The sequence below is a fragment of the Iodidimonas muriae genome (assembly GCF_014647255.1).
Classification (GTDB): Bacteria; Pseudomonadota; Alphaproteobacteria; order Sphingomonadales; family Rhodothalassiaceae; genus Iodidimonas; species Iodidimonas muriae.
Window position 1 is genome coordinate 490,990 of record NZ_BMOV01000002.1, and the last position, 22,689, is coordinate 513,678.

At 57.0% G+C, this 22,689-nt stretch carries 19 protein-coding genes; 3 read left to right on the plus strand and 16 right to left on the minus strand.

Annotation, left to right across the window (positions count from 1 at the left end; all coding sequences use genetic code 11):
* Positions 1-79: 79 nt before the first annotated feature.
* Positions 80-2,419: a S8 family peptidase gene (locus tag IEX96_RS04750; RefSeq protein ID WP_150004466.1), complete on the minus strand. Its 2,340-nt coding sequence runs from the start codon at positions 2,417-2,419 to the stop codon at positions 80-82.
* A 139-nt stretch (positions 2,420-2,558) separates the two neighbouring features.
* Here IEX96_RS04750 and IEX96_RS04755 point away from each other — a divergent pair, with 139 nt between their 5' ends.
* On the plus strand, positions 2,559-3,485 hold the full coding sequence (locus tag IEX96_RS04755; RefSeq protein ID WP_150004467.1) for a carbon-nitrogen hydrolase family protein: 927 nt from the start codon (positions 2,559-2,561) through the stop codon (positions 3,483-3,485).
* Here IEX96_RS04755 and IEX96_RS04760 read toward each other — a convergent pair.
* Positions 3,460-4,356, minus strand: coding sequence for a methyltransferase domain-containing protein (locus IEX96_RS04760; protein ID WP_150004468.1), 897 nt, complete (start codon positions 4,354-4,356; stop codon positions 3,460-3,462). The genes IEX96_RS04755 and IEX96_RS04760 overlap by 26 nt on opposite strands.
* 164 nt (positions 4,357-4,520) lie before the next feature.
* Between IEX96_RS04760 and IEX96_RS04765 the strand changes: the two genes are divergently transcribed.
* Positions 4,521-5,576, plus strand: a complete 1,056-nt coding sequence (locus IEX96_RS04765) for an esterase-like activity of phytase family protein (RefSeq protein ID WP_188873542.1) — start codon at positions 4,521-4,523, stop codon at positions 5,574-5,576.
* A 142-nt stretch (positions 5,577-5,718) separates the two neighbouring features.
* Here IEX96_RS04765 and IEX96_RS04770 read toward each other — a convergent pair whose 3' ends face one another.
* The 9 genes from IEX96_RS04770 to IEX96_RS04810 all read right to left on the minus strand — a co-directional run bounded on the left by IEX96_RS04770 (position 5,719) and on the right by IEX96_RS04810 (position 17,366).
* Entirely contained in the window at positions 5,719-6,480 is a 762-nt protein-coding gene (locus IEX96_RS04770; protein WP_150004470.1) for a DUF4167 domain-containing protein, read from the minus strand.
* A 208-nt stretch (positions 6,481-6,688) separates the two neighbouring features.
* Positions 6,689-7,552 (minus strand): peptide chain release factor N(5)-glutamine methyltransferase, encoded by an 864-nt coding sequence (gene prmC, locus IEX96_RS04775; RefSeq protein WP_188873543.1) that lies wholly within the window; start codon positions 7,550-7,552, stop codon positions 6,689-6,691.
* 88 nt (positions 7,553-7,640) lie between these two features.
* Positions 7,641-8,720 carry a peptide chain release factor 1 gene (prfA, locus tag IEX96_RS04780; RefSeq protein WP_150004472.1) on the minus strand — a complete coding sequence of 360 codons (1,080 nt, stop codon included), beginning with the start codon at positions 8,718-8,720 and terminating at the stop codon, positions 7,641-7,643.
* A 53-nt stretch (positions 8,721-8,773) separates the two neighbouring features.
* Entirely contained in the window at positions 8,774-10,018 is a 1,245-nt protein-coding gene (gene hisS / locus IEX96_RS04785; protein WP_150004473.1) for a histidine--tRNA ligase, read from the minus strand.
* 59 nt (positions 10,019-10,077) lie between these two features.
* On the minus strand, positions 10,078-11,223 hold the full coding sequence (ispG, locus tag IEX96_RS04790) for a flavodoxin-dependent (E)-4-hydroxy-3-methylbut-2-enyl-diphosphate synthase (protein WP_150004474.1): 1,146 nt from the start codon (positions 11,221-11,223) through the stop codon (positions 10,078-10,080).
* Between the two features lie 183 nt (positions 11,224-11,406).
* Positions 11,407-12,435, minus strand: coding sequence for a helix-turn-helix domain-containing protein (locus IEX96_RS04795; protein WP_188873544.1), 1,029 nt, complete (start codon positions 12,433-12,435; stop codon positions 11,407-11,409).
* A gap of 271 nt (positions 12,436-12,706) precedes the next feature.
* A complete protein-coding gene (ptsP, locus tag IEX96_RS04800) occupies positions 12,707-14,962 on the minus strand; it encodes a phosphoenolpyruvate--protein phosphotransferase (RefSeq protein WP_229773535.1) in 2,256 nt (751 codons plus the stop codon).
* A gap of 74 nt (positions 14,963-15,036) precedes the next feature.
* Positions 15,037-16,092 carry an NAD(P)H-dependent flavin oxidoreductase gene (locus IEX96_RS04805; protein WP_188873564.1) on the minus strand — a complete coding sequence of 352 codons (1,056 nt, stop codon included), beginning with the start codon at positions 16,090-16,092 and terminating at the stop codon, positions 15,037-15,039.
* Positions 16,093-16,130: 38 nt separating this feature from the next.
* Positions 16,131-17,366: an aspartate kinase gene (locus tag IEX96_RS04810; protein ID WP_150004477.1), complete on the minus strand. Its 1,236-nt coding sequence runs from the start codon at positions 17,364-17,366 to the stop codon at positions 16,131-16,133.
* 139 nt (positions 17,367-17,505) lie between these two features.
* Here IEX96_RS04810 and ubiG point away from each other — a divergent pair, with 139 nt between their 5' ends.
* Entirely contained in the window at positions 17,506-18,264 is a 759-nt protein-coding gene (ubiG, locus tag IEX96_RS04815) for a bifunctional 2-polyprenyl-6-hydroxyphenol methylase/3-demethylubiquinol 3-O-methyltransferase UbiG (protein WP_188873545.1), read from the plus strand.
* Positions 18,265-18,276: 12 nt separating this feature from the next.
* Here the strand turns inward: ubiG and IEX96_RS04820 are convergent, their stop codons facing one another.
* The 5 genes from IEX96_RS04820 to cobT form a co-directional block, all read right to left on the minus strand.
* Positions 18,277-18,804 carry a DUF1178 family protein gene (locus IEX96_RS04820; RefSeq protein WP_188873546.1) on the minus strand — a complete coding sequence of 176 codons (528 nt, stop codon included), beginning with the start codon at positions 18,802-18,804 and terminating at the stop codon, positions 18,277-18,279.
* 113 nt (positions 18,805-18,917) lie between these two features.
* Positions 18,918-19,769, minus strand: a complete 852-nt coding sequence (locus IEX96_RS04825) for a carbon-nitrogen hydrolase family protein (protein ID WP_150004478.1) — start codon at positions 19,767-19,769, stop codon at positions 18,918-18,920.
* A 2-nt stretch (positions 19,770-19,771) separates the two neighbouring features.
* Entirely contained in the window at positions 19,772-20,029 is a 258-nt protein-coding gene (gene grxC / locus IEX96_RS04830; protein WP_150004479.1) for a glutaredoxin 3, read from the minus strand.
* Positions 20,030-20,062: 33 nt separating this feature from the next.
* Positions 20,063-20,806 carry a ComF family protein gene (locus tag IEX96_RS04835; RefSeq protein ID WP_150004480.1) on the minus strand — a complete coding sequence of 248 codons (744 nt, stop codon included), beginning with the start codon at positions 20,804-20,806 and terminating at the stop codon, positions 20,063-20,065.
* Positions 20,807-20,808: 2 nt separating this feature from the next.
* Positions 20,809-22,689 carry a cobaltochelatase subunit CobT gene (gene cobT / locus IEX96_RS04840; protein ID WP_150004481.1) on the minus strand — a complete coding sequence of 627 codons (1,881 nt, stop codon included), beginning with the start codon at positions 22,687-22,689 and terminating at the stop codon, positions 20,809-20,811.

Consider the following 22,689-nt stretch of genomic DNA (forward strand, 5'->3'; position numbering starts at 1 on the left):
GACCTGTTGGGGTGGGGCCACGCAAGCGGATATGAGCAAGGATGAAGCAAGAAGCCCGCCCCATGCCCATGATCTGGCTTTAAAAACGCGAGCGCAAGCGCACAAGCAAGGATGTAATGGTGCCGCCATCGGCCACATGCCCCGCTTCAAATTGTTGCACAAGGCTGGTTTCGATGTGCGTATGGGCGTTGAGCATAAGGCCATAAGACATCTCCAGATCAATTTCGCGCCCACTGGGCGAAAGGGACAGAGTCCGGTCCTCGAACAGGAAAATATCGGCATCGAAGTCGCGGTCAACCGGAACCCGCAAGCTTGCCGATCCGCCACTGACCCGCAAGGGCTGAATCACTGCAAATCCCATCCGGTCACGGGCGGTCAATATATCGCGTCCGCGCAGGCCAAAAGCGAAACTTTCCGTGCGAAGCCGTCCGATCCCGGAAACCAGCGAGGAGGTGGCCCCCGACAGGCTGGTGGTGCCGGTGAGATAGCGGCCAAAGCCTTCAATGCCCGATCCAAAGGGGATCACCGCATCCAGAGCCACAAAAGTGCTGCGGGCGCCTTCACCCAAGGCAAAGGCCCCGCTGGTGCGGGTGCCGAGAAAGGCTCCATCTTCCGTTTGATTGCCGGCTTGGAAGCGCAAGCGCGTGGCTCCCAGTTCAATGCCCAGCTGAGCAATGGCGGTGCGGGTATCAAGGCTTGTGCGGTCAGGCGCAAAGGCTTGCCGTGTGTCGCCTTCTTCATGGGCGCGGGCCAATGCCACATCCAACGTCACATGGCGCGACAGACGCCGGTCGATGGCCAGCGTTTCGGTTTTATCGGAAAAGGCAAAAAATGGCGTGTCGATCCGCGCCGACAAGGCAAAATCATCTGCCGGGTCCGGGGCGTCGCCACGATTGAGCAAGCGGGCCGGGGAAAAGCCATAGGCCAAGGCGGCGCTGCTTTTTTCGTCGATACGGCCCGATAGATAAGCGATGGGCCGGGGCGTGTTTTCTATGGCCGCGGCGTGCGAACTGAGATTGGCGCGCGCTTCGGCGAACTGATCGTCATAGGCGGAAAAGGAAAAGCGGGTGTCCGCTCCCAAAGCCACATCGCGTCCGGCGATCTGGCGGGGCCGATTGACAAGAGATTGCAACGCCAAAGCCGCCGGGGCGCGGTCGATGGTTTTGGCACCGTCAATGCGGAAACTACGGCGGAATTTGTCGATCATCAAAATGCCGTCCAGCGCTTTTGAAGCGGCAAAGGCATCGCCAAAAGCGGCAGAACTGGCAATGCCGGTATCATCGGCGGCTTGCGTGCGTTTTGCCTCCGGATCTGTGGGGACAGATGTGGTGCCAACGGGCTGGATGGCGGCGGCCAGATCCAGCAGGCCAAAGCCGAATTCCGCATCAACGCCGGGTGCGCCCAGATCGCGGGCTGTTTCACGTAGAATTTGGCCGATCTCCAACCCGGAAAGATTGGGAAACATTTGTGCCAGAAGGGCTGCAGCACCAGAAACATGGGGGGCCGCAAAAGACGTGCCGGATGCCCGCGCAAGGCATGTGCCGGGGCCGGGGTCGCATTGATCTTGCGGGAAGGGAGCCAAAATGCCGTCACCGGGGGCGACAAGGAAGACATCGGCCAATTGCCCGGCGCGATTGGAAAAATCTGCCAGTTGGTCCGATGAATCGGTGGCTCCCACCACCAGCACATGTTCGCGGGCAAAGGGATCGTCGGCGAGGAAGGCAAAACCCGAAGGGTCCACTTCGCCATCATTTCCCGCCGATATGATGATCAGAACATCTTGGGCTGCCGCTTCGCGCACCGCTTGCAAAATATCGGGGCCAAATCCCTCGCCGCCCAAAGAAATATTGATCACACGTGCGCCATTTCGGGCTGCATGGCGGATGCCTGCCGCTATGTCGTCATCGAAAAAACTGCAATCGTCTTCAGAGTCGCATGAACCGGGATCATCGGCGCGCACCGCCAGAATGGTCGATTCAAAAGCCACGCCCATGGTGCCCACATCATTACGTTCGGCAGCAATAATGCCCGCAACCAATGTGCCGTGCCCGTCCGGATCATCCACTGTCCGGTTGTCGCGATTGGCGACGATATCGATGCTATCGGCTGAGATATTGTTGATCAGTTCGGGATGTTCCAGATCAATGCCCGTATCGATGGTACCGACAATGATACCCGCACCGGTGCCGCCTGCGTCAAATGCAGCGATGGCGTTGATATTGGAAAGGCCATCGGACCGCCGGAATTCCTGTGTGTTGAAATTTTCTGGCGGCGGAGGGGGCGGCGGAGCCGGTGGTGGTGGCGGAGGGGCCACAGGAGGGCGCGTTGTGGATGAGCCACCGCCGCAGGCGGACAGTGCCACACACAATCCGGCCAGAATAAAGCGCGCTTTCAGCCGTCCCTTGTTTTTTTCCATCATCCGTGGCCCGATATTTTATTCTATTGTCGGTTAGTATGGTGAAGAAATCTTAGCAGAGCGTTTCTATTTCCAACATGCTTTAAAATGAAATGCGGTTATGGCCAAGATATCAGGCCGTGCAAGAAAAGGATCAGGCTGGATGGTGCAACAGGATACAAGCCTATTGGCCGCGGTGGTGCAAGCGGGCTCTTGTGGCTTTGAGACAGGGAAAAGCCTTGAGAAATTGGCGGATCTGACCGCGGATGCGGCAAGGCAAAAAGCGTCTCTCGTGGTTTTTCCCGAAGCCTTTATTGGCAGTTATCCCAAGGGCATTGATTTTGGTGCACGGCTTGGCTCGCGGTCGATGGAAGGGCGCGACCAGTTCCAGCGATATTTTGACGCCGCCATCTCCATCCCCGGCCCGCAGATGGAGCATCTGGCAAGCATCGCGGTGGATCACGGCATTTATCTGGTGGTGGGGGTGATCGAACGGGATGGCGGCACGCTTTATTGCACGGCCTTGATCATCGGGCCGGATGGCACGCTTTTGGCAAAGCATAGAAAGCTTATGCCCACAGCCCTTGAACGGTTGGTTTGGGGCTTTGGCGATGGCAGTACAATGGATGTGGTTGAAACGCCTTTGGGGCAGATCGGCACGGCCATTTGCTGGGAAAATTATATGCCGCTTTATCGCAGCCATCTTTATGCCCAAGGGGTGACGCTTTATTGCGCGCCAACGGTGGATGACAGGGAGGAGTGGCAGGCCAGCATGCGCCATATCGCCTTGGAAGGCCGCTGCTTTGTGTTATCTGCGTGCCAATATTTGGAACGGTCCGATCTGCCTGCGGATTTGGATTGCCGGGAGGGAAATGACCCTGAGACACCCCTCATAAAGGGCGGGTCCGTTATCATTTCGCCGCTGGGGACATGCCTTTCGGGGCCGGTTTATGGGAAAGAAACGGTTTTGGTGGCCGAACTGGACCGTCGCGATCTTGCACGGGGCAAATTCGATCTGGATGTGGCGGGCCATTATGGCCGCCCCGATGTGTTTCGGCTTTCTGTCAATCGGGGCGACGGCTTCCCTTGACCTGCATTTCCTTCGTTCCCAAGGCATCGGCCAGCCGCGCTTTGGCGCTGCCCGGTTGCTTGGGGCGGGGCTGATTGGGGCCGGGCGCCCAGCCGGTGAGAAACAGCACCTGAAAATGCGCGAGGATACGGCCTTCCGCATTGCTGTGTCTGTCGCAATAAAGGCGGCAGGCTTCCAGCAACACATCACGCCGCCACATGGTTTTTTGCCGGTCATGCACCGCATTGGTTTCACCCATGGCGCGCAGATCGCGCATCAGGGCCAAAGGGTCTGCATAGCTGACGGGGATGGTTTCCGCATCGGCCACCGGCATGGCAAATCCGGCCCGTTGCAACAGCCCCCCCAGATCGCGGACCTCTGCCATGGGGGATAGGCGCGGCCGTACCCCGCCACAGATCGCCAATTCCGCATCCAGCAAGGCACGGCGCAAATCCGATAAGGTTTCACCGCCCAGCATTGCTGCCAGAAAAAACCCATCGGGCTTTAAGGCGCGGTTGATCTGGATCAGCGTGCCGGGCAGGTCGTTTACCCAGTGAAGCGACAGATTGCTGAGAAGCAGCGACAGGCTGTTTTCGGCGATGGGCAGGACTTCTTCATCGCAGGCCACCGCCGGGCCGGGCATGGCTTGGGCGCGGTTGGCGGCCAGATCAGCATAAAAGGCATGTTCCGCGGGCAAGGGGTGCTCTGCCGCATCCCAGCCCAAGGCAAAGGCGGTGTCGAAGCTTCGGTTGATATCGTCCAACCGTTCCAAAAGACGCGCGGCCACTTCCTGGTGCAAAAACCCGGCTTGTGGCATGTTCTGTGCCGCCCGGGCGCGGCGCATCTTTACAAGAGAGCGGTTGAAGGGGCTGAGTGACTTGTTCTCGTTCATGGCTGCTTGCATAAGACAGTGTTGATCCGCATACCAGCCTTGATTGCCGTTTCTTGTTGTTGGCGGCTTAAAGCGTTTGTGGCTTTGAAAGAAACCATCCATTTTGCCGTGCTTTTGGTCGCTATATGCCGGCTTTGGAAATGATGAGGCAGAGGAAAATCAAGATGATGCAAAAAACAGTCTCTGGCCTGCTGGTTTTGGGGATCGGCCTGATGGGCCTTGCTTGGAATGGCGGGGCGCAAGACATAGCGCTAGCCATGTCGCCAGATAAGGGCCATGAGCTGACCATAACCGCCAAGCGCATTGCCATGCATAGTCCTGCCCAACCGGATGCCGCAGCGAAATTGGGAGCATTGGAATTCGTTACGGCTCTGGAACTAACTAGTAAAGATAAAGATTTTGGCGGATTGTCTTCCATAGAGATCAAGGAAGACGGGTCGGCTTTTCTGGCATTGACGGATCGGGGGCATTGGCTCTGGGCGCAGCTTGATCTGGAGCAAGGGCGTCCGGTGTCGGTTGCGGCGGCGCGCATGGCACAGATGCTGAACGCTGATGGCAAGCCCTTGAAGGCAGGATGGCGTGATTCGGAATCTTTGACGCTGGCGGATGGCCGTGCATTGGTGGGCCTTGAAAGCAATGACCGGATATTGGCCTTTGATCTTGTAGGGGGCAAAAATGCGGAGTTGTTTTCAAATCCGGCTCCTTTATTCGCGGCGCATGGCAAGGATATGGATGTACCGGCAGAGATGCTGAAGCACCCGCGCAATGGCGGCTTGGAAGCGATGGTGCATATGGCGTCAGGCGATCTGCTGGCCTTTTCGGAACATGGACGCACATCGGGTGGCTTGTTGAAGCTGTGGCTTTATAAAGACGGGGTGGCGCAGTCTTTGTTTTTTGATGCGCCGGGGGATTTTGTCCCCACCGATGCGGCACAGATGCCCGATGGCGATATTCTTGTGCTGATGCGGCGCTTTACGCCGCTCACGGGTGTTGCGGCCCTGCTTGTCCGCTTTTCTGCAGAGGATATTGTGCCCGGCGCAACCCTTGTGGGCGAGGAATTGGCGCGCCTTGTCCCGCCGCTTACGGTGGACAATATGGAAGGTTTGGCCGTGCGGAAAAATCCCGAAGGCGGGGATCTTGTCTATATGATATCGGACGATAATTTCTCCCCGCTGCAACGCACGATCTTGCTTGTTTATGCCTTGAAAGAACAGCCTTGATAACAGGCTATTACGGGCAACAAGCCGGCTCTCCTTTCCCGGATCAAATCGGGAAGGGTTGGTGTATGAGCGTGCGGCAGGGGCATTTTATCTTATGCAGATAGGGCCATAAAAAACGGGGACATCATGTCCCCGTTTTTTATCAGTCTGTTGTGGCCGTTGCCGTTGCCGTTGGCTCTGCGGTATCTTCCACCACTTTGCGGCGTCGGCGCGGTTTGGGCTTTTCAACTAGTTCCGCAGTGCCGTCTGCGGAATGGCCGGCGGCCACATTCTTGTCTTGTGCCCCATTGTCTTGAGGTGCGCTGGCAGTGTCTGTAGCGGCGACCCGGCGGCGCGGCGCACGGCGCAATCTGGTGGGCGCTTTCGCACTGTCTTCAACGGCGGTTTCGGGGCCGGTTTCTTTTACAGCAGGTGCCAGCACAGTTTCTTGTGCAGCATCGGGGGCCGCTGTTGGCTCGGATGTCACTGTCTGCTGGCTTGCAGAAGCTGGTTCCGCCGTTTGCTGGGAGGCTTTATTGCCTTGTGCAGCCTCTTCGGCACGTTGGCTCCGTGACCGATGGGCACGACGCGGCTGAGGTTGAGACTGTTGTTGCGGCTGGACGCGGGGCGTCTCTTCTGCCGTATCGTCTTCATCCTCGTCATAGTCATCATCCGCAACCGTGCTGACGCCATAGCGTTCATTCACCACGCGCTGATAATGATCGGCATGTTGATAATAATATTCCGCCAGAACACGGTCGCCGGATTGCATGGCATCGCGTGCCATCAATTTGTATTTTTCCAGCGCCTGCTTCGGATTGCCCCTTGCCCTGTTATCACCACGGTTTCCGCCGCCGCCGCTATTGTTCTTGCTGCGTTTCGGGCCACGACCGCGCGGCCTGCGCGGGCTTTGAGGTTTATTCATAGAAAAGCTACCAATATTTGCTGTTTCCGGTCACGGCACCCCACCCCGCAGAAAAGCTTTCCAGCCATACTGCTGCTTATTCAGCACAAATTTTTATCTTTGGGGGACCCGGTGGCAGCGTAAGACCGCCTCACACCGTGCCTTGTTGGAGTGACACTAAACGGTCCGAAGGCACTTTCCAAGTTATTTTGGCATTTTTCCGTCTCTTTTATGAACGGAGGGCCTTACGGAATAGAACCACCCGATCATGCCCGGCCAAATCTTTATGGATGGATGGGGGCTGCCCAAAGGCCGTTTGTAAAAGCGTCCCGACCATAGGGGCCTGTCCGGCACCCAGTTCAAAGGCCAGCAATCCATCCGCCGACAAAAAGGGCGGGATTTGTTCGATGATGGCGCGGTAGGCATCCAGTCCATCCGGCCCACCATCCAAAGCCCCCATGGGTTCATAGCAGCGCACATCAGGCATCAACTGCGCCAGATCATCATGGGAGATATAGGGGGGATTGCTTAGAACCACGTCAAAAGGTGCGGCCTTCGGGTCCAAAGCGGCGGTCCATTCACTCTGTTTGAAGGATGCGCGGTTTTCCAGATCAAGGCGTTTTGCATTGGTTTTGGCCATTGAAAGCGCATCTTCACTGATATCCAGCCCCACACCGGTGGCCTTGGGAAGCACGGCCAAAAGGCTTAACAGCAAGCAGCCACTGCCGGTGCCCAGATCCAGCACGCGCAAGGGGGCTTCGTGATCGGCTATGGCCGCCAGCACGGCTTCAACCAGCGTTTCGCTATCGGGGCGGGGGATCAGCGTTGCCGGGCTTAATTGAAAATCAAGGCCGCAAAACTCCCGGTTGCCCACAAGATAGGCCACCGGTTCAAAATTGGCACGCCGGTCTATCAACTGGCAATAAAGGCGCCATGGTTCATTTGGCACATGATGATCGCGTTTAAGCAAAAGGGCCATGCGGTCAAGGTCCAGGCAATGGCCCAACAGCACCTGTGCATCCAGCAAAGGGCTGGCCACATTTGCTGCGGCCAAGCATTTGCGTCCGTGCTGTATTGCTTCATAAATCAGCATATTCTGCCTATTTTCGGCTTTTCACCGTTCCATGCTGTCCGGTGATGACGCGTTCTTTGCCGGTGTCATCCATGTGTGTGCCACAGGCTCAAAAGGCGCTTTCCATAGCCAATAACCGCTCGGCCTGATCTTCGGCCATCAGGGCATCGATCACTTCGCTCAATCCTGCCCCGGCCATGATCTGGTCCAGCTTGTGCAGGCTCAGATTGATGCGGTGGTCGGTGACCCGGCCTTGCGGGAAATTATAGGTGCGGATGCGTTCGGAGCGATCCCCCGATCCCACTTGCAGCTTTCGCGCATCGGCCCGTTCGCGGGCAACCTTTTCCCGCTCATGCTCATAAAGACGGGCGCGGAGCACTTTCATGGCCTTTTCGCGGTTCTTGTGCTGGGATTTTTCATCTTGTTGGCTTACCACCACGCCGGTGGGGAGATGGGTGATGCGTACGGCGCTGTCGGTGGTGTTGACCGATTGCCCGCCCGGACCCGAGGCGCGAAACACATCGATGCGTATATCCTTGTCGTCGATTTTAATATCAACGTCCGTTGGTTCGGGCAGTACGGCCACCGTTGCTGCCGAGGTGTGAATACGGCCACCGGATTCGGTGACCGGCACCCGTTGGACCCGGTGCACGCCGGATTCAAATTTCAGATGCGCAAATACCCCTTTGCCGGCAATGGTGGCGATCACTTCCTTGAAACCGCCGGTGTCCGAACTGCTGGCCGAAATCATCTCCATGCGCCAGCCCATATGATCGGCATAGCGCTGATACATGCGGTATAAATCCCCCGCGAACAGGGCCGCTTCCTCGCCACCGGTTCCGGCACGGATTTCAAGAATGGCGGGCAGATCATCGGCGCTGTCTTTGGGCAGCAAAAGCAGTTGCAGCTCTTTTTCCAAAGACGCAAGGCGCCCCTTCACCGCCTTTAATTCTTCGGCAGCCAAGGCCCGCATGTCCGGATCGTCGCCTTCCAGCATTTCCAGAAGATCGGTTTTTTCCTGTTCTGCTTCTTCCATCCGGCGGGCACAGGCCACCACCGGTTCCAAATCGGAAAATTCTTTGGATATCCGCGCAAAATCCGATGTGTGGAGATCGGCGGGATTGTTCATCTGATGTTGCAGTTCGGCGTGGCGATCAAATAAAGCCACAAGTTTTTCACGGTGGATCATGGACGTTCCAAAGGGCTGTTTGGGAATAGGATGCGCGCCTTTGTTCCTGTCCGCTAATGCCCCGATTGAAAATGGGCGACCAAAGCATCCAGGGCCACTTCGGTTTGTTCGCCGCTATCCAGATCGCGCACTGTGGCGATGGATTTCGCCAGTTCATCCTCGCCCAAAAGCACCGCAAAGCGGGCCTGGCCTTTGGAGGCACGGTTGAGGCGCTTTTTCATATTGCCTTTATAATCCATCAGCGTACGGATTCCTGCGGCGCGTAAATCCCGCACCAAAGGCAGGGCGCGCATCTGTGCTTCTTCACCCATGGGAATCATGGTAACAGCGCGCGGCACGTCGGGGGTGTTTTCAAGCATCATGGCCAATCGCTCGATCCCGGCTGCCCAGCCAACGCCCGGTGTTGACGGGCCGCCCATCAGTTCTATCAGACCATCATAGCGCCCGCCGCCCAGCACCGTGCCTTGCGATCCCAAGGCCTGGGTGATGAATTCAAAGGCGGTGTGGGAATAATAATCCAGCCCCCGCACCAGCCGTTCATCATGGGTGTAAGGGATGTCCAAAGCGGCCACGCCTTCGCACACGGCGCCGAAAAAATCTTTGGAAAGATCATTGAGATAGTCGGAAATGCGCGGCGCATCGCCCAATAAGGCGCGATCGCCGGGATCTTTGGAATCCAGAATACGCATGGGATTTTTATGAAGGCGCGTGCGGCTGTCGTCCGACAGTTTGGCTTCATGGTCCGAGAAATAATCGACCAATGCCGTGCGGTATGCGGCGCGGCTTTCGCTATCGCCTAAGCTGTTGAGATGCAGCGTGATCTCATCGGAAATGCCCAGATCGCACAAAAGCTGCCAAGCCAGCGCCAACAGCTCGATGTCGGCAGCGGGTTCGGCGGCCCCGATAATCTCGGCGTCCAGTTGGTGGAACTGGCGATAGCGGCCTTTTTGCGGACGCTCATAGCGGAACATCGGGCCATGGGCGTACAGCTTCATCACCCCATATTGCGCCAAACCGCCCGACATCCATGCCCGCGCAATACCAGCGGTATATTCGGGCCGCAAGGTGAGCATCTCGCCTGAACGATCGGCGAAGCTATACATTTCCTTGGTCACCACATCGGACGTTTCCCCCAATGTGCGTTTGAACACATCGGTGAATTCAAAAATCGGCGTGCTGATTTCTTCAAAGCCATAAGCCAGCGCTATTTTTTGATAAACCTTCACCACATGGGAAAAGCGTCGGGCATCGGGGCCGAAAATATCGCGGGTGCCGCGAACGGGCTGTAATTTGCTCATAATACCATATCGATCCGGGTCAGCGGTGCAGACTGGTTTTCAGGCGCTGCACATAGATGTTATTCTGCGGCTTCGGTGGGAGAGTCTTTCTTGGCGTCTTGTGCCGCCTTGGCCGCTTCGATCTCCGCAGCTTTTTGCTCTACCAGCCCCACAATGTGGTCAACCATCCTGTCATCGGCCACATGATGATCGGTCACGCCAGACAGATAAACCATGTGCTTGCCATTGCCGCCGCCGGTCAGGCCGATGTCGGTTTCGCGGGCTTCGCCGGGGCCATTGACCACGCAGCCAATGATCGACAAGGACAAAGGCGTGGCGATATGGGAAAGGCGCTGTTCTAAAATCTCGACGGTTTTGATCACCTGAAAGCCCTGCCGCGCGCAAGATGGGCAAGATACGATACGCACACCGCGATGGCGCAAGCCCAAGGATTTGAGGATGGAAAAGCCCACCTTCACTTCTTCTTCCGGCTGGGCCGACAAAGAGACGCGGATGGTGTCGCCAATGCCCGACCATAGCAACATGCCAAGGCCTACCGATGATTTCACGGTGCCGTCGCGCAAACCACCGGCTTCGGTGATGCCCAGATGCAGCGGATAATCGCAAGCCTCTGCCAATCCCTGATAGGCGGCAACGGCCAAAAACACGTCCGATGCCTTGCACGAAATCTTGGTGTTGAAAAAATCGTTGTCTTCCAAAATCCGGATATGGTCGAGAGCGCTTTCCACCATGGCATCGGGGCATGGCTCGCCATATTTTTCCAACAGATCTTTTTCCAGACTGCCCGCATTGACGCCGATGCGAATGGCGCATCCATTGTCTTTTGCGGCGCGCACCACATCCCGGACCCGATCGCTGGAGCCGATATTTCCGGGATTGATCCGCAGGCAGGCCGCCCCCGCATCCGCCGCTTCCAAAGCCCGTTTATAATGGAAATGGATGTCGGCAACGATGGGCACATTGGCTTCACGCACGATGGTCTTAAGGGCCGCCGTCGATTCTTTGTCGGGGCAAGAAACCCGCACAATATCCACGCCCGCCTCTTCGGCGCGGCGGATCTGGTCCAGCGTGCCCGACACATCATGGGTCAGCGTGTTGGTCATGGTCTGAACCGTGATCGGCGCATCCCCACCGATGGGCACATCCCCCACCATGATCTGACGGCTGACACGACGGTGAATGTCTCGGTACGGGCGGACGCTCATGGAAATCCTCTTTTCGCTTGAAAGCGTTTATTGCTTGCTGAAGCAATGACTGGGGCGCTTTGCAGGAGCCTGTCGGTTTTGACCAGACCTAAAGCATAAAGAAACCCTGCTGCAAAGATCCAAGGTCATGCGGCAGGGTGAAAATGGTCTAACTTGGCCTTGAACGCAAGGCCGTCTGGCGTTTTAACGCATGGCCAGCTTTTCACGCTTTTTCAAACGGTCGGGATTGAGCGATATATCGCGCACCACATCGCCAGATTTTCCAAGAGGTTTGATCTCTTTTCCATCAACCAGAATACGCAACGCCCCGGCATTGCTGGTCATCAGCCGCAGGCCCGTTGCACCGGACGGCGGTGTCCAGCGTTCTCCGCGACGTAAAACGCCGTTCCACACTTCGCGGTCCATGGCATCAACAATATACAGCCACGCATCGCCCATGGCCTGTAAAACCAAGCGAGACTCTGTCTGTGCCACCGAGTCTGTATGCGCTGCTTTTTCCAAAGTCGCGTTCATAGAGGCATTGCCGGCTTGTGTTTTGGTGCTTTCAGGCTCGCTTTGGGGGCGGGAGGCGGTGTCAAAACCGCTCGTAGCCGTGGTTATGAATTTCGGGTCGGGCGTTTTATCAAGGGAGCGGGGCAAAGCGGCCATCAAGGCTGTGCGTGCAGACGGGTTGCTCCGCTGTGATGAGGATGGGGCCGTTTCACGAACCATGGCGGGCTGGCTTTTTGGTGCCTGATCTGCGGGTAGGGCATCGCTGATCGATCCCGTTTGCTGTGCCCCAAGGGCAGCGAGATGCGCCGGAACCGGCTCTACGGCTGATTCAGCGAAAGAGGGTGTGCCGAAATCGGCAATCCAGCCGAAATAAATGGCGAGCATGGCGCAGGCCCCGGAAACCAGAACCACCCGGCCGGGGATGCGCGATTCCGCCACGGGTTCGGGAAAGTTCAATCCGGCTTTTTCGCAGTCTTCGCCCATTTCACAGCGAAATTCCCGTGCCAGCGCACAACCATCCAGGCCCAAAAGCGTTGCATATGACCGCACGAAGCCTGCACTGAATGCAGGCGGCGGCAAATCTTCGTAAGTGCCCGCTTCAAGGGCCTCGAGATAACGGCTTTTGATTTTAAGCTCGGTTGCGATGTCGTTGAGGGCGCGGCCTTTTTGTAGTCGAGCCTCTTTCAACAGAACAGAAACAGAGAGCGTGGCATCCGTCATTTTCTTCTTCCCGGCTCATCTTGAGCATTCGGCTTTTTGCCGTTTTTTGTCGCAGACAACAAAGCGGGTGAAAGCGCCTGGCCGTCAGCTTTTAAACCCACCGTTCCCCCAAGTCTAAAAATGCCAGACATGGCATTTGGTAGATTGCGGCGGGTCCCCTTCTAATCTTTAAGATAGCGTAGCATATAGGACACAGGTCAATGAAAGATTAAACGATAGAGTCGTTTTTCTGTAAAAATCTGACGCTTTTGAAAGATGCGGGCACGTATTATTATAATTCTATAAGGTGGTCGCGGGCATAATCTCGCAATTTTACACGTAAAGAGTGATCTTCTAAGTCGATCATATCCAAAATGTAATCTTCCAACTGTTTCACGTTCAACGAACGAATCATTCGGCGTACCGGCCCCACTGTCATGGGGGAAATGGACAAACGCCTCAAGCCAAGGCCGATCAGTGCCATGGCTTCCAAGGGCCGCCCGGCCATTTCACCGCATAATGTAACCGGCACGCCAGCGCGATCACAGGCTTTGACCACCATCCGGATGAAGCTCAAGGCCGGTGGCGACAACAGGTCGTAGCGGTCTGTCAAACGGGGATTGGACCGGTCGCTGGCAAAAAAGAACTGCATCAGATCATTGGTTCCGATGGAGACGAAATCCACCAGCTTCAACAGCGGGTCCAATTGCCATGCCAAGGATGGCACCTCCAACATGGTCCCGATTTCCAGCTTGGCGGGTCTTTCTATGTCCAGCCGCTCGAAGCGGGCAAATTCTTTCAAGGCGATATTGCGGGCGGCTTTGAACTCCGACATATCGGCGATCATCGGGAACATGATCGATAGGGTGCGCCCCGCCGCTGCCGCCATCAAGGCCCGCAACTGATAGCGCAGCAGCACCGGACGCTCCAAAGCGATGCGGATGGCGCGCCAGCCCATGGCCGGATTTTCTTCATCTTCGCGGGGGAGAAACGGCACCGCTTTATCGCCGCCAATATCCAGCGTGCGAAACACCACCGGACGACCCTGCGCCACATCCAGAACGTTTTTATAAAATTCCTGCTGGGCTTCCAGCCGGGGCAGGGTGGCGCTGACCATGAACTGGAATTCCGTGCGGAACAGCCCCACGCCATCCGCGCCCAAGGCATCCAGATGAGCCATATCCGCTTGCAGTCCCGCATTGATGAACAATTGGATGCGCACCCCGTCGCGGGTGATGGATGGCAAGTTCCGTTCGGCGCGGAACTGGGCCGCCTGTTCATGCTGGAAGGCAATGCTTTCGCTATAGGTTTCGCAAATCTCGTCGCTGGGGCGCACCAGAACCTGCGCCCCATCGCCATCAAGAATCAGCCGATCCCCCGCTTGCACATGGTCGGAAATATCGCGGCAGCGGCCGATCAAAGGAATCCCCATGGCCCGCGCCAAAATGGCCACATGGCTGGTGGAACTGCCTTCTTCCAAAATGATCCCGGCCAGATTTGTGCGGTCATAATCCAGCAGTTCCGCCGGCCCCATGGTGCGGGCAAGAATGATCGACGGCTCATGCAGATCCTGCCCATCCATGCGTCCGGCAAGGGTGCGCAGCAAACGATTGGTCAGATCATCCAGATCAGACAGGCGTTCGCGCAGATAGGGATCCGTGCTGGAGGCCATCCGGCGGCGATTTTGCTGTTGCACCCGCTCCACAGCCGCTTCTGCCGTCAGGCCCGCATCAACGGATTCAAAAATCCGTTTCTGCCAGCCCCGGTCATAGGCAAACATCTTGAAGGTTTCGAGAATTTCCCGATGTTCGCCCGCTGTGCCGATTTCCGGTGAGGCAATCATGCGGTCGATCTGTTGGCGCATGGTTTCAAAGGCATCAATCAGACGGGCCTTTTCCACCTCCACATCTTCGGCCACAAAATGGGTGACTTCAACGCGGCCTTCATGGAAAACAGCGCTCCCCATGGCGATGCCATCGGCCATTTTCTGACCTTGGATGGTGAGCGGCAGACCGGATTGGTTCAAGCCATTGGCAATTTCAGCGGGGTCTACCAATTCGCCCGATCCCACCAATTCGGCCAAAACCATGGCGACCGTGAGCAGCGCTTCTTCTTCTTCGGCGGAATATTCACGGGGTTTGACATTCTGGACAACCAAAACGCCGGTGACTTTGGTGTGACGAACGATCGGCACCCCAAGGAAGGAATGATAGTTTTCCTCCCCCGTTTCCGGCCGATAGGCATAGCGCGGATGGGTGGAGGCTTCCTGCACATTAAGCGGTAAAACCCGCTGCGCCACTAGCCCCACCAGCCCTTCGCCAAAGCGCAGACGGGTGCGGTGGACCGCTTCTTTCTTCAGGCCTTCGGTGGCAAACAGTTCAAGGATTTCACCGGCGCGAACAAGATAGACGGAGCAGACCTCGGCCACCATGTTCTGGGCGATGACCGTTGTCAGCTTGTCGAGCCGTTCTTGTGCGCTGCCCGGTCCGGCCATGACCTGATGCAAGCGGCGCAGCAATAGCCTTGGGCGACTGGCCAAATCAGTCACATCCGGTCCATTTCTGTAACATATGTGGTTCCGTTCCCATCACAAAGCCCTGTTCCTTGAAGGCCTTTTCCGTTTCAGCGTGCTGCGTCCATCTCGTCGCATCCGTCCGGTGCCATCCTTTCAAGATAACATGTGGCCTGACGAAGCAATTGGGCAAGAATTTCGGACACCGGCTCTTCTGTTTTGACAAGGCCCACACTTTGCCCGGCCATGACCGATCCATGCTCCACATCGCCCTCGACAACGGCGCGTCGCAATGCGCCGGCCCAGAATTTCTCGATTTCCAATTGTGCGTCTTTGATCTCCAGTTCGCCGCGATCAACGCGGGCGATCATCTCGCGCTGCGCCTCCATGAAGCGTTTTGCCCCTTCGTTTTTCAAAGCCCGCACCGGGATCACCGGAAAACGCGCATCCAGTTGCACCGATGTTATGGCATCGCGGGCCGAGGCACGCAAAAATGCCTTTTTGAACTTTGGATGGGCGGTGGATTCCGTTGCACAGACAAAGCGGGTGCCAAGCTGCACGCCAGAGGCCCCCATTTCCAGATAAGCCCCCAGCGCTTCCCCACGCCCGATGCCGCCGGCGATAAAGACCGGCACATCACGGATTTCGGGCAGAATTTCTTGCGCTAGAATGCTGGTGGATACGGGGCCAATATGGCCACCGGCTTCCGAGCCTTCCACCACCAAAGCATCGACGCCGGAGCGCACCAGTTTTTTCCCCAAAGAGGCGGTCGGAGCAAAGCAGATGGATTTTATACCAGCGTCTTTCAAGGCGCTGATGGCCCATCCCGGCGGCAATCCACCCGCCAAAACCACATGGCTCATCTTTTCCTCGATGCAGACATCCACCAGTTCTTTCAACTGATGATGCATGGTGATGAGATTGACCCCGAAGGGCTTGTCGGTCAGGGCTTTGGTGGCACGGATTTCTTGCAACAAAAGTTCGGGGCTCATGGCGCCGCAAGCAATCACGCCAAAGCCGCCGGCATTGGAAATGGCCGATACCAGGGTGCGTTCGGACAACCATGTCATGGCACCACCCATGATGGCGCACTCCACCCCCAAAAAGGCATTTCCCCGCGCCATCAATGCGTGCAGGCGCTCGGCCCCGCTTTGGGTCTGGGGCATTGTGATATCCGGTTCTTGCGGCGTCATCATTGCGTCTTTCATGCGGCGCTACCTTGATCCGCATCCAGCCCATAGGCTGTGTGCAATGCCCGCAAGGCAAGCTCGGTATATTCGGAATCGATCAAGGCGCTGACCTTGATTTCCGATGTGGAAATCGCCCGGATATTGATCCCTTTATCCGCCAGAGTGCGGAACATGGTATTGGCCACACCGGCATGGCTGCGCATTCCAATTCCCACCACTGACAATTTCACCACATCGGCATTGGTATCGATGGAACGATAACCGATGCGCTCGCGATTGGCCTCCAGAACGTCTTTGGCGCGGGCCAGATCGGCAACGGGAACGGAAAAAGTGACTTCCGCTTCGTTATTATGGGGGGCCTGACTTTGGACGATCATATCAACGATGATATCGGCTTCTGCCAGCGGGCTGAACAGATCGGCCACAGTGCCGGGGCGGTCGGGCAAGCCATAGACGGTGACAACCGAATCGGACCGGGAATAGGCAAGGCCTGTGACAAGTTCTTTTTCCACAATTTCATCCTCATTCACGACGAGCGTGCCGGGTACGTCATCAAAGCTGGAGAGCACCTGCACGCGCACTCCGTGGGTCATGGCCATGGCCACCGAGCGGGTTTGCAAGACCTTTGCGCCCAATGAAGCCATTTCCAGCATTTCTTCATAGGTAACGCGGCCAAGCTTGCGCGCCCGGGATACAATGCGTGGATCTGTCGTATAAACGCCGTCCACATCCGTATAGATATCGCACCGGTCCGCCCCCATGGCTGCGGCCAAAGCCACAGCCGATGTATCAGAGCCACCGCGCCCAAGGGTGGTGATGCGGTTATCGGACCCAATGCCCTGAAAACCGGCCACCACAGCCACCTGACCTTCGCCCATGCGGCGAACCATGTCCGAAGTGTCGATAGACTCGATCCGTGCCGCCCCATGTACATCACTGGTTTTGACCGGAATTTGCCAGCCCAGCCACGACCGGGCCTGTATGCCCATGCTTTGTAGCACGATCGACATCAAACCGACGGTGATTTGCTCACCGGCGGCGACCACCGTATCATATTCTCGTGCATCATGAAGCGCAGAGGCTTCCTGACACCAGTTAACCAATTGATTGGTGGTTCCCGACATGGCCGAAACAACCACAGCCACTTCGTGGCCTTCATCAACGGCTCGTTTCACAAAGGCAGCCGACGCCCGGATGCGATCGATATCGGCAACCGAGGTGCCACCGAACTTCTTGACAATACGCGCCATAGAATGGTCCTTGCAACTGACCGACAGATTACGAAACGCGAGGCAAGTGCCGCATCCGTCCTAGATGGAAGTGGCGTATTCATAAGGGTAACGACGTTCTCTCGCAAGAAGTCCGAAACATTAAGCAAGGTCGTGCGCCATGACTGCTCCTTATAAACCACTCTCGAAAAGCGCCACCATTGATGCCGACGAGGCCTATCGTTTTGCACAGACCGCCGAACATTGGTGGGATGCGAATGGCCCTTTCCGGCCTTTGCACAAGCTCAATCCTGCCCGTCTTGATTTTATCCGTACCGCGATCATGCGGCACAAAAAAACCGATGGCGCATCATTGCGACCCTTCAAAGACCTTAATATGGTGGATTTGGGATGCGGGGGCGGTCTTATTTGCGAGCCATTAAGCCGCTTGGGGGGTAATCTGACCGGACTGGATGTGTCCGACGAAACCGTTTCTATCGCTCGGGAACATGCCAAGGCCATGGGGCTGCCCATTCAGTATCGGCAGGCCACAGCCGAACAACTGGCGGAAGAAGACAATCAATTCGATGTGGTTCTGGCGCTGGAAGTGATCGAGCATGTGGCCGATCCGGCATTGTTTCTGGCGGCGGCCCGCCGTCTTGTCAAAGATGATGGCTTGCTGATCTTTTCTACATTGAACCGCACCGCAAAATCTTTTGCGCTGGGGATCATGGCGGCGGAATATGTGCTGGGCTGGGTGCCGCGCGGCACCCATGACTGGAAAAAGTTCGTCACCCCCATAGAATTTACGCAAGCCTTGGAAAGTGCAGGCTTTTATGTGGGGAAAATTTCCGGATTGTCTTACGATGTTTTGGGGGATTGCTGGCATTTGTCGCACGATACCAGCGTCAATTATATCGGCGCAGCAACCCCGGTTTAAAGACGTGGCCTATCAGGCATCGGGCTTGTCGCGCACGCCGGACAGGGGCAGCACGTCGATGCCTTCATCGATCAGGTCTTCGGTTTCTTCAAGGCTTGCTTCGCCGTAAATTCCGCGCAGTTCCGCTTCGCCATAATGGATGCGGCGGGCTTCCTCGGCGAATTGGTCGCCCACATAATCGCAGGTGGTTTCCACATGTTTGCGGATGCGGCCCATGGTGCGATCAAGGCTGGCGCGCACATGTTCGGGCAGATCCCCCGCCTTGAACACCGACCGTTCTTCGTCGTCAAAGGCCATGGCCGGGGCATGTATCCGGGCGCTAAGACCTCTGGATGCGGGGCTTGCATTATTTTGGGCCGGATCGTCTTTTGCGCCGCTTTTGCTGAGATGGGGCGCGGAAAAGGCTTTGCTAAGGGATGTGGAGCCGCAATCGGGACATGCCAGAATCCCGCTTTCCAACTGACTGGAGAAATCATCATGGCTTCGAAACCAGCCTTCAAAACCATGTCCGTATGAACATTTCAGATCAAAAACAATCATGTCGCTTTTCCTGCGGCCCGCCTTGTTATGTCCCGGCCTCATTTTCTTGGGCCAATTTCTTTAGGCCCAATTCCTTTAGGCCTTGATGAGAAAAATGGCAAGCAAGGGGCCGGTTATGCGTGTTTTATGCTGATGGTCCTGTCATGGCGCAAGGCGGGAATTTTCGACCGGGCCTGTGCCACATCCTCCAGATCAATGCGGGCAACGCTCACACCCACATCCGTTGCCCCATCTACCAATATGTCGCCCCAAGGGCTAACCAATAAAGAATGGCCAAAGGTTTCGCGGCCATCTTCATGGCGACCAGTTTGCGCCGGAGCGGCTACAAAACTGCCGGTTTCAATGGCCCGAGCACGCAGCAAGACATGCCAGTGCGCCTTGCCCGTTGTGCGGGTAAAGGCGGCGGGAACGGTCAATATCTCTGCTCCTTCTTGCGCCAAGGCCCGGTAAAGAGCGGCAAAGCGCACATCATAACAGATGCTCAGGCCCAAACGCGCCACCCCACTATCGGCGACGATGGCGCGATCTCCGCTTTGATAGCTGGCGGATTCGCAATAGCCTTCACCATGTCCCAAACTAACATCAAACAGATGAATTTTATCATAACGGGCCAGGATCGCCCCATCGGGCCCGATCAGGAAAGACCGGTTGGCCAGCTTTGGCACTTCGCCTTCGGTTTCTTCCAGGGGCAGTCGGATAGGCAATGAACCGATCAACAAGGTAATGCCCAGATCATGCGCCAAAGCCTGAAACTGTGGCAGGGCCGGATCGTCTTGTTCCAGACAGGCTGTTTTGAGCGCCCGGTCACGATCCCGGTCGATATAGGATGTCATTTCCGGCGTCAGGATAAGCTGCGCCCCCTCTGACGCCGCCTTGCGCACCAGATCGCTGGTGATCGCCACATTGTGCGCCACATCCAGCGAAGAGGTCAGTTGCACAAGACCGAGCGTCAGGGGACGGGACATGTTTATGCGCCTAAAAGGGCATCCAGCTTGCCAGAACGATCCAGCGCCACCAGATCATCGCAGCCGCCCACATGCTTGCCATCGATGAAAATCTGGGGAACGGTGGAGGCCCCGCCAGAGCGGGAGATCATTTCGGCGCGCTTTTCCGCTTTCGAGCCGATATCAATCTCGCTGAAAGACTGCTGTTTGCGCTTTAAAAGGCCTTTTGCCCGAACACAATAAGGGCACCAAGCTTTGGTATAAATGTCGATCTTGGCCATGGAAACTCCGCTTTTTGGCAATTCTTGATCTTGCTATATCGGGCCTTGGCCTGGCGTTACAACCCGCGCAAGGGTGAGAACCGAGATAGAACTGGCTCCGGCCTTTCGCAAGACCCCCGTACAGGCGGTGACCGTTGCGCCGGTTGTCAAAACATCATCCACCAGCAAGATATGCGTGTTTCTGAGCACATGTGTCGCCTGTGCTTTGGGCCGTATCCGGAAGGCCCCGCGCACATTGCGGGTGCGTTCGGCCCGGTTCAGGCCGCCCTGACTGGGGGTGCGGCGGGTGCGTTCAAGCAGGAACGGGGTCCATGATGTGCCCGATATTTGCGCAAGTGCCCGCGCCAGCACAGCCGATTGATTGAAGCGCCGCGACAAGAGGCGGGTCCGGTGCAAAGGCACCGGCACGATCAGATCCGCCTGCGCCAAAAGGTCGCGCCCTGCCTGTGCCATCAACCCCGCCAGTGGTTTTGCCAGTTCCAGCCGGTCCGCGCGTTTGAAACCCAAAATCAGGGCGCGGCTGGCATCATCATAAACAAGAGCGCTGATGCCGCGGTCATAAGCCGGTGGATGGGCAAGGCAAGCACCGCACATATGATGTCCGTCAAGGCCAATTTCGAATGGATAGCCGCAGCGCATACAAGATGGTGCGGTGATAAAGTGCAGGCCGCTCCAGCATGGGCCGCACAAGGCCCCTTGCCGGTCCACCAATGTTCCGCAGGCATAGCAGCGGGGCGGAAGCAGGCTATCCAGTGCCACCCCCAGCCAGCGCTTCATGTCTAGAGAACCCGCACAGGACCGTCATTGCGCCATTTGCGCCGGTGTTCCGCAAATAATGCGGCCAGCTGATCTGTCATCGCGCCGCCCAGCTGTTCCGCATCCACAATGGTCACCGCGCGGCGATAATAGCGCGTCACATCATGGCCGATGCCGATGGCCAGCAATTCCACATCCGAACGGGTTTCGATCCAGCCGATCACTTGGCGCAAATGCTGTTCCAGATATGTGCCGGAGTTCACCGATAATGTGCTGTCATCCACCGGTGCGCCATCGGAAATTACCATCAGGATGCGGCGTTCTTCGGGGCGCGCAATCAGGCGGGAATGGGCCCATAACAGCGCTTCGCCGTCGATATTTTCTTTCAATAGTCCTTCGCGCATCATCAGGCCCAGATTGCGCCGCGCCCGCCGCCACGGCGAATCCGCTGTTTTATAAACGATATGGCGCAGATCATTCAGCCGTCCGGGATTGGCGGGCTTGCCCTGGTTAAGCCATTTTTCGCGGCATTGGCCGCCTTTCCATGCACGGGTGGTAAAGCCCAGAATTTCCGTTTTCACCCCGCAACGCTCTAATGTGCGGGCTAAAATATCGGCAGAAATGGCTGCGATGGAAATGGGGCGACCGCGCATGGACCCGGAATTGTCCAGCAGCAAGGTCACCACCGTATCGCGGAATTCGCTGTCGGTTTCTGCCTTGAAAGACAAGGGCTGCATGGGGTTGGTCACAACTCGGCTCAACCGACCCGAATCGAGAATGCCTTCTTCCAGATCGAAATCCCAAGACCGGTTCTGTTGCGCCATCAAACGCCGCTGCAACCGGTTGGCCAATTTCGTTACGGCTCCGGAAAGATGCACCATTTGTTGGTCAAGATAGGCGCGCAGGCGGTCCAGTTCTTCATTTTCACAGAGATCTTCCGCCCGCACCACTTCATCGAATTCCTGAGTAAAGGCGCGGTAGAAAGGGGAATTGGGAAGGTCGGACAAGGGCTGGTTGGGCTGCCACGGCATGGCGCCTTCCATGCTTTCGTCGCTATCATCGTTCTGGGAGAGGTCTTCACCTTCCACTTCAACGCTGTCGCCACCTTCAGCATCGGCCTGTTGCTGGTCGTCTTCCGCGGCCTCTGGCGTGTCTGCGGCCCCATCGCCGTCGTCGCCTTCGCCTTCTCCTTCGGCATCCTCATCGGACTGTCCGTCTTTGTCCGGCTCTTGCTCGTCCTCGGCGTCTTCGGGTTTTTCCGACTCTTCGGGATCATCGGCCAGATCAAGGTCGGCAAGCAGCCCGCGCATTTGACGCACAAAGGCGGCCTGATCCGGCATGGCAGCGCGCAAGCCGTCCAGCCGTTCACCGGCCCGGCTTTCCACCCAGTCGCGCATCAGATCAAGGGCAGCCCCCGCACTGGCGGGAGAGGGGTCGCCGGTCATGCGCTCGCGTGCCAGCAGCCCGACCACATCAGACAAGGCCACCTCACCGGCTTCGGTGATACGGTGCAATCCGCGGGTGCGGCATTGGGCTTCCAATGCGTGGGCCAGATTGTTTTTTACGCCGGCCATGCGGTTCGCGCCGATCGATTCCACCCGCGCTTGTTCCATGGCATCATAAACCGAACGGGCCACCTCGCCTGCAGGGGCATTTTTGGCATGAAGGCGCGGATCATGGTGGGCCAGGCGCATGGCGAACCCATCGGCCTGACCGCGCAAATCGGCCACTTCTTCGGGCGGCAAGGACCGGGATGGCGCTTTTAGATGGAGATCATTGCCTGTCAGCCCCGGACGGTCGTGACTAAAATTCACCTCCAGGTCCGGCTTGTCTCCAAGCGCACGGGTGGCGCCCGCCAAAACGTGCTTGAAGGTTTCCGATGCGGATCTGTCAGGGTTTGTCAT

What these genes read in the sequence shown, in the direction of transcription:
- IEX96_RS04750 (WP_150004466.1), bottom strand. Translation starts at nt 2,419, where the DNA reads ATGATGGAAAAAAACAAGGGACGGCTGAAAGCGCGCTTTATTCTGGCC.
- IEX96_RS04755 (WP_150004467.1), top strand. Translation starts at nt 2,559, where the DNA reads ATGGTGCAACAGGATACAAGCCTATTGGCCGCGGTGGTGCAAGCGGGC.
- IEX96_RS04760 (WP_150004468.1), bottom strand. Translation starts at nt 4,356, where the DNA reads ATGAACGAGAACAAGTCACTCAGCCCCTTCAACCGCTCTCTTGTAAAG.
- IEX96_RS04765 (WP_188873542.1), top strand. Translation starts at nt 4,521, where the DNA reads ATGATGCAAAAAACAGTCTCTGGCCTGCTGGTTTTGGGGATCGGCCTG.
- IEX96_RS04770 (WP_150004470.1), bottom strand. Translation starts at nt 6,480, where the DNA reads ATGAATAAACCTCAAAGCCCGCGCAGGCCGCGCGGTCGTGGCCCGAAA.
- prmC (WP_188873543.1), bottom strand. Translation starts at nt 7,552, where the DNA reads ATGCTGATTTATGAAGCAATACAGCACGGACGCAAATGCTTGGCCGCA.
- prfA (WP_150004472.1), bottom strand. Translation starts at nt 8,720, where the DNA reads ATGATCCACCGTGAAAAACTTGTGGCTTTATTTGATCGCCACGCCGAA.
- hisS (WP_150004473.1), bottom strand. Translation starts at nt 10,018, where the DNA reads ATGAGCAAATTACAGCCCGTTCGCGGCACCCGCGATATTTTCGGCCCC.
- ispG (WP_150004474.1), bottom strand. Translation starts at nt 11,223, where the DNA reads ATGAGCGTCCGCCCGTACCGAGACATTCACCGTCGTGTCAGCCGTCAG.
- IEX96_RS04795 (WP_188873544.1), bottom strand. Translation starts at nt 12,435, where the DNA reads ATGACGGATGCCACGCTCTCTGTTTCTGTTCTGTTGAAAGAGGCTCGA.
- IEX96_RS04805 (WP_188873564.1), bottom strand. Translation starts at nt 16,092, where the DNA reads ATGCCCCAGACCCAAAGCGGGGCCGAGCGCCTGCACGCATTGATGGCG.
- IEX96_RS04810 (WP_150004477.1), bottom strand. Translation starts at nt 17,366, where the DNA reads ATGGCGCGTATTGTCAAGAAGTTCGGTGGCACCTCGGTTGCCGATATC.
- ubiG (WP_188873545.1), top strand. Translation starts at nt 17,506, where the DNA reads ATGACTGCTCCTTATAAACCACTCTCGAAAAGCGCCACCATTGATGCC.
- IEX96_RS04820 (WP_188873546.1), bottom strand. Translation starts at nt 18,804, where the DNA reads ATGATTGTTTTTGATCTGAAATGTTCATACGGACATGGTTTTGAAGGC.
- IEX96_RS04825 (WP_150004478.1), bottom strand. Translation starts at nt 19,769, where the DNA reads ATGTCCCGTCCCCTGACGCTCGGTCTTGTGCAACTGACCTCTTCGCTG.
- grxC (WP_150004479.1), bottom strand. Translation starts at nt 20,029, where the DNA reads ATGGCCAAGATCGACATTTATACCAAAGCTTGGTGCCCTTATTGTGTT.
- IEX96_RS04835 (WP_150004480.1), bottom strand. Translation starts at nt 20,806, where the DNA reads ATGAAGCGCTGGCTGGGGGTGGCACTGGATAGCCTGCTTCCGCCCCGC.
- cobT (WP_150004481.1), bottom strand. Translation starts at nt 22,689, where the DNA reads ATGACAAACCCTGACAGATCCGCATCGGAAACCTTCAAGCACGTTTTG.